The organism is Paenibacillus sp. VTT E-133280 (genome assembly GCF_002264385.1).
Lineage (GTDB): Bacteria > Bacillota > Bacilli > Paenibacillales > Paenibacillaceae > Paenibacillus_AQ > Paenibacillus_AQ nitricinens.
In genome coordinates this window covers 102,341-109,515 of the sequence record NZ_NFUX01000013.1, presented here as the reverse complement: position 1 = coordinate 109,515, position 7,175 = coordinate 102,341, and the positions used below count along the sequence as shown (strand labels likewise).

At 44.0% G+C, this 7,175-nt stretch carries 5 protein-coding genes; all 5 read right to left on the bottom strand.

The window, feature by feature from the left end; all coding sequences use genetic code 11:
• The coding region (locus tag CA600_RS08540) for a sugar ABC transporter substrate-binding protein (protein WP_094869799.1) at positions 1-889 on the bottom strand (889 nt) is incomplete at its 3' end.
• Between the two features lie 15 nt (positions 890-904).
• Complete coding sequence (locus tag CA600_RS08535; RefSeq protein WP_094869798.1) at positions 905-2,845, bottom strand: alpha-amylase; 1,941 nt, start codon at positions 2,843-2,845, stop codon at positions 905-907.
• A gap of 36 nt (positions 2,846-2,881) precedes the next feature.
• The gene (locus CA600_RS08530; protein WP_094869797.1) at positions 2,882-3,922 is read right to left on the bottom strand and encodes a zinc-dependent alcohol dehydrogenase; all 1,041 of its coding nucleotides are present in this window, start codon (positions 3,920-3,922) and stop codon (positions 2,882-2,884) included.
• Positions 3,923-4,115: 193 nt separating this feature from the next.
• Positions 4,116-4,739 (bottom strand): GtrA family protein, encoded by a 624-nt coding sequence (locus tag CA600_RS08525; RefSeq protein ID WP_094869796.1) that lies wholly within the window; start codon positions 4,737-4,739, stop codon positions 4,116-4,118.
• 74 nt (positions 4,740-4,813) lie between these two features.
• Complete coding sequence (locus CA600_RS08520; protein WP_218832767.1) at positions 4,814-7,162, bottom strand: beta-glucosidase; 2,349 nt, start codon at positions 7,160-7,162, stop codon at positions 4,814-4,816.
• Positions 7,163-7,175 lie beyond the last annotated feature (13 nt).

Sequence of the window (7,175 nt, the reverse complement as noted above, 5' to 3'; positions counted from 1 at the left end):
GCGTCCACATGGTTTGGCACTCGTCACTCAACATAAAATGCGTGAAGGATAAAATATTTTCCCGCTCCTCAGACGTTAACGAATGATTAGGGTAGATAAGGCCGATGGAAGAAGACATAGATAGTGATTGTCGCCCTTCGATGACCGGAAGCTGGCAAACCGCAAGCCTGTTGTTCATCTGCTTATCCAAATGGTTATAAATCCACTCGCCACAAATAATAGCGCCGATCTTACCCTCAATGAATTGCTCTAGCAGTCCTGTAGAGCCGTCGAGACTAACAATCACACCTTGATCCATTTTGTCGCGGATGAACTGAAGCGCCTGCCTCATTTCAGGGGTAACGATATTCGGCTTTCCATCCTGAACAGGCCAACCACCGAAAGCTGTAAGAAACAGAATAAACCAATAACCCTGCTGTAAATCTGCTCCAATCGGTATGATGCCTTGAGCGGACAACCTCTCTGCTGCCTCTTCGAACATGTCCCATGTCGTCGGCGCACTGGCGTATATCTCCGGATTGTAATACAGAACCAGATGATTGCCCCGTAATACCGGGATACCATACTGAACACCATCCAGTTGCATCGTTGAAAGTGCCCCTTCAGTCAGTGCATCTTCGAATTGCCATCCTGGTACTTCAGAGTAAAGGCCATTCTCAACATAGGAGGACATATCCGCAGGAACCATCGCCAGATGCGGACCTTGATGAGTGTCCTTAATTTGGTTCAGGCGCGCAGTCAACTCCGTAATGTTCATCACTTGTGGCGTAATTTGTACGCCGAAGCGCTCTGTATACAGCTTGCAAATTCCCTCCAACACCTCAATCGAGGTATCTCCCGGACCGTCAAACTCATGCCATAACACGATTTCTTTGTTTTTCTTTTCCATCGCTGCCTCTCCCCCTTAACTAACTTGTCTATGGTTGTTTACGAGCACTAAAGCCTGATTTGGTGCTAGCAGTATACTGTCTATCGTCTGACCTACGATACTGCCCGTTAAGGAACTATCCAGCGTCACGGTCATTGGGCACCGCCCAGGTACCGCAGCCTTCAAATCAACTTGGCAGGAAGCATCAGCACTCAAGTTAAAGCAGCAGAGCAGCGTCTGTTCGCCATGCATATACCCGTACAGAACTGTACCTTCCGGGGACTGCGCCACGAAAAAGTTTTCTGGCTTCACTAGCTGGGGCCAATCTTTCTTAAGTTCACTTAGCTCTGTCAGCAGTGGCAGCATCGGTGCAGGATTAGTCCAATTAATTTTCATGACGTTAAAAAAAGCGCGAGAAATCTCCTCTCCGTTCGTGTTGTCACCAAGACCACAGTTGAGGGGCTGCTCCTCATTCATTTCATAACCAGTCGTCACGTATGGAATTGCATTCGGAAGAAATTGATTAAATACCGCGATCATCCGAGCTACCTCAACACCGCCACGGCTCGTGATCCGAGGCGTATCTGCCGTTTCTGCACAGGCGAACACATGAATATTTAATTCAGGCAACTCCTCTAAGAATGAAACGAGATTGTCTTTATTCATATGCGTCATGACATTCCATCCGCTGCCAAGCATAATGTTGTAGCCGGTGCTCGCCGCCTTCTTGTGATTACGATTGAACAAATCTTCGCTGATCAAGATCGCATTCGGATTCAACTCTTTAATCGTGTCAAAAATTCGAGTCAACAGCGGAATAGGAAGTACATGTCCGATGTCGATACGGAAGCCATCAATCCCATACTTTTCGAGATTAAACCGTACGGCCTCCTCCAACACATCCCACAGCTTCAGATTCGGCTCCTCACCTGGATAGTCATTACATTTAATCGTATCAAAAAGAACATACGGTGCCTGATCCGAACTTATAAGATGTTTCACTTGCGGAGAGACGTCCTTGTAAAGGCGCAAGAACGTAATGTCTGTCCAAATCGGCTGCACATCGTTAATCCAATCCGAATGCGCGGGAGCGGTCGTTATCCTCATCTCTTGCTCCACCAGAGTTAATAGCTCATCTCCATTTTTAGCAGCTCTTTCTTTTAACTGCTGCCAAAGGAGTGGATGAAGTTCATTGGGCGGCGGCGAGAACTTCCGCAGAAATGCTGCGGTTTCCTGGCTGTGGTAGACCGTTTCCAATTTGTCAGGGGTACACTCCTCAAAGAATCCAAGCTCAGGAATCGATGGCGGTGCAAAGCCTTCTAATTCCTGCATTTTGATCCAATACACCCATTCAGGATGTTCGGTAATGAACACACTGTTTTTCGCCGTTACACGGGGAATGAAATCAACAACAGTCTTAATATCAAGTAAATGACAAGCTTCTACCAAAGCGCTGAGCTCATCGTGGATCGTAAACTGCTCCATACCATCCAGCAGGCTATCGTGTAGGTTCTGATCCAAGTGGAATAACGATTGCACAGCGTAAGGTGACCCGATATCTCCCTTCAGATTCAACCTGCTGTACTGGTTCACTGGAAGCATATACAGAATATTGATGCCCATTTTCTTTAACAGCGGCAGAAGAATAAGGAATCTTAAAAAAGTACCAGATTGGATTGTCCCATCATGGTTGTAATCCCAAGCCGTCGAATAACGAATTAACGAAGAATAGATTGCGCTGTCGTCTAAATTCGTGCGTTCCTTAAGCGAATATCTCCACGAAAGCTTGTCTATATACTTCAAATGCTCTGTTAAAAAATCATACGGATGCACACAAATTTCCTCGTCTTTTTCGAAAAGAACACACTCATATTTGCACTCATTCCACACAGCAGGTATCCAAATTGGCGCGACGTCTTTATCTTTGTGTATAGACAAGTAATCCTGAACAAGTCTAAATTTGCTTTCTTTGCTCATTAACAGATCCACCTCTCGTTGATTGCAGTTCTACGTTTAGGGAACAAAAACCGTCTTTACGGTGTCACTCCCAACCACCTTCAAAGAGTTCAATTCATAGCCGATCAACTCGTTTATTGCTGCTTCGTGCTGATTGAGCTTAACTTTTCTCGTCACCAGTTTCTCTAGTTCAGGCCTCTCAGCGGCAAATTGCAAAGCTTCCTCGAACATATAGCGGTATTCGCCCGTTGCGATAATTTTGATTGCCTGCTGTACGAATTTGGTAGGGGAAAAGGTGTACCGATACTTCGCATTAATTCCAAAAGGAATGATGCGCCCTCCACGCTCAATCCATTTCTCCGCCACTTCGAGCTGAGTGCCCACCGTATCGATAATCACATCAAACTTATGTCCCGCACAGATTTCATCTGCGGTAGCTTGATTTAATTGAGAGGGTGTTAGAGCAAAATCCGAGATTTCTCTAGCAAATGCCAACCGATAGGGATTAATTTCCGTCGCTACCGTGAGCGCAGCTTTTGATTTGCTCACCCTTTGACTTAACAGTCCCATTGGACCCGATCCAAGAATGAGCACCTTATCGTCAGCTGTGACATTAGCTTCTTTGAAATTGTGCAGCACACAGGCAAGCGGCTCGATTAATACCCCCGTTTCCCAGCTCATATGATCAGGCAGAAGATGTGCAAACGTTTGTGCAGTAGTGTAAAAAAAAGTGAATGTCCCATTTCTATTCAAACCAGCAATCGGCATCCCATTTCCATCCGGTCCTATACATAAGTGCGGCTGCTCTTTCAAGCAAAAATAACATTCATTGCAGCTTTGATTCGGATCGATAACTACACGGTCCCCCACCTTAACACGATCAACATTACTGCCAATTCCGATTACGGTCCCTACAGCCTCATGACCGCGAATGATTCCTGGAACTCCTTCCTCTTTACCGGTGATGACCGCTAGATCTGTTCCGCAAATGCCTGTCATCTCAATCCGGATCTTAACTTCATCCGGGGCTGCAATCTGTGGTTCTTTCCGTTCATAGAGTTCCAGCTTATGATTGGATGTCCACACCAGCGCTTCCATACGCATTCTTCCTCTCATCTTTTAAATTATCCATATTCAACCAAAACATATCATAACTCCCATGTAAAAGTAAGGTGAATAATGTCGTAAAATGTTATTACTTACATTTTCATATAATAATCACATAAGTAAGCGCTTTAAAATGTTGGTAGTATAAATACCTCCCCCGGTAATCAGGGAAGGTGTTCCTTTACTAAGCCAGTTTTTCAGGCTCTTGTTTGAAAATGATCTTAAAGATAGGATAGAATATCAAGAACGAAATCGTACTAATGATAATCATTGTAATAATATCCGCTATTGTCTCCCCCATTGATCCCATTCCCCATGTGTTAATTAATAAATTATAGATAGGAGCCTTATAAAATCCTTGTGCCGCGGCAGCACCAATGGTTATAAGAATATACGCTAGTACATACCAGAAAGCGGCCTTCCAAACGTTACTGTTTGATTTAAATGTAATGGTTCGCTGTGCGAAAAAGTTAATGATCTGTGCAATGCCGAGTGTAATTTGAACGGCAAGAAAATAGCCAAGCCCTCCTCCACCTCCTGATGCAAGTGAACCTGCAGCATAATCGAATACATAATAGGCACTTCCATCAAAGTTATGTCCCAACTGAAAAACTTGAAGGCTTGTAGATAGTAATGATGTCTGTGCAAATATAAGTTTAAATAAAGGCATTAGAACAAGTTGTAATACCGTCATCCCAGCACTCAGTATAAAAAATACTATGAATTGTGCAATATTTGGATGCAGCCCCTTAAATTTATTCCATACACCCATCATTCCTGTATTTTTTTCGATATTTACTTCGCTCATATTCTTCTATTTCTCCTTTGAAGCCTAGAAAAAGGAGATACCGTGGTATCTCCTTTTCTTCACTTCCTATTTGTCTATCGGTTTATCCATTTCAACACCTTCAGGATTTGCTTTCGACTAATTTTCCCGCCAGTAAAACGGTCAATTTGACGAAATGGCATATTCAGAACAAAGTAGACATTATTCGCTAGCAGAGGCTTATTGACTGCTTCGAAAAACTTGTTAAAGAAAAAGACAATATGATAGATTGTTTTTCCAAGTGCGTTCTTATATTTAGCTTGAGCAATGGTGTCGTTTAACCCCAAGTCCTGCTTTGGATCCCAACAAGGAGAAGGAGGTTCATATCCCAACAGCCCCTTATACTCCGCTGCCGTTACCTCATGAACGTGTCCGCTAAAATAATGCGGGAATTGATCCTTGGTATGTTCACAAGAAACGGAATCTCCTGTAAGCGTAATACGTTCCTGCAAAAGAATAGATTGGATTGAACTGCCGATTTGAATTTCATAAGCACCAGGCTCAACCGCCCAATCGTGAATCGTCGGATTATAATAGGAAAAATCACGTTCCTCCAGCATGATTGTGACACGCTTGCTTTCACCCGGCTCTAAGCTCACCTTTTCAAAGCCTTTTAATTCTCGCTTCGCTCTAAAGATGGACGAATCTTGTTTCTGGATGTAGAGCTGCGCAACCTCTTCCCCTGCTACTGCCCCTGTATTGGTGATAGTAAACGTAACCTGATGCTGATCAGCCGTTAAATCCGTATATGCAAAGGTTGTATAGGACAGCCCATATCCAAACGGAAATAACACAGGCTTATTCACGGTATCAAAATAACGGTAACCGATAAAAATGCCTTCGATATGTTCTGCGGTTGCCTCCTTACCTGGATAATAAGGAGCAGAAGAGACATCACTATATTTAATCGGAAATGTCTCGCTGAGCTTACCACTTGGGTTGTACTCTCCAAGTAAAATACTCTTTAACGCTTCAGCGCTTCCTTGTCCAGATAAATAGGTATGAACTATAGCTTTTACATTCTTTATAAACGGCATTTCAATGGCGCCACCGCCCGCGAGAATCACCACAATATTGGAATTGACTTCTGTTAATGAGCGAAGCAGTTCGAGCTGGTTGTCACGTAAGCTAAGGTTTACGCGGTCAACACCTTCGGCTTCGCTGCCTTCGTCCAGCCCCAAGAACAGTAGAATGGTATCTACTTTCTCAGCTAACGTAACAGCTTCCTTTATTAACCGATCATTTTTTCCGCCCATTCGCTTGAAGCCTTTCGCGTACCCAACAATCGACAAGCCAGATTGACCGAGCACATCACAGGCATTGGATAGCTTGGCAGGATTAATAAGCGAGCTTCCAGCACCCTGGTAGCGAGGATTACTGGCGAAATCACCAATAATCGCAATTTTATTGCCGTGTTTAAGCGGTAATATCTTATCGTCATTTTTCAATAACACAATCGAACGTTTGGCAGCTTCTATCGCTTTATTGTGGTGCTCCTCATAATCGATACGCGGTGTATCTTGATCATGCAGCTGGGTAGTAAAGACTAACTCCAGCAGACGATCGACAGCGTCATCCAGCACTTCTTCGGCCAGCTCATTCTTTCTAATTGCTTGCACGATTTCCTGATCCGTAATTCCATTGGTTGAAGGCATTTCCAATTGATTTCCTGCTTTCAACCCTGCAACACGGTCATTATTACCGCCCCAGTCCGTAACGACTACGCCATTAAAATCCCATTCTCCGTACAGAATATCCTGTAACAAATCGTTATTTTCATTAGCGAAGGTACCATTCACTTTGTTGTAAGAGGTCATGATGGTTTTCGGTTGACCCATCTCAATTACACGTCTGAATCCTTCTAAATACAATTCTCTTAACGAGCGTTCATCCACGACTTCGTCAATCGTCATTCGCATATGCTCTTGGCTGTTGACAGCAAAGTGTTTAGGACATGCAGAGATACCGTTCACCTGAATGCCTTTGACCATCTCGCTCGCTAATTCTCCCGTTAAATAAGGATCCTCGGAAAAATACTCAAAATTTCGTCCGCATAACGGATTCCGCTTGATATTCAATCCAGGACCAAGCAACACGCTCACTTTTTCGCTAGCTGCTTCTTTTCCAATCGTTTGACCTACCTCATAGATTAATTGTCTGTCCCAGCTATTAGCCAAGGTTGCCGCCGTCGGAAAACAAGTGGCAGGCAGACTTTTATTTAAGCCTAAGTGGTCTGCCTTTCCGCCTTGCTTCCTCAGACCATGAGGTCCATCGGTCAGCATAATGCTTGGAATCTTCACTCGGTCGATTGCTTTTGTATTCCAGAAGTTTGCGCCAGACATTAAAGATGCTTTTTCTTCTACCGTCATACTTTCAATTAATGCTCTATACTTCAATCTCTTCACCCCGCATGCTTAC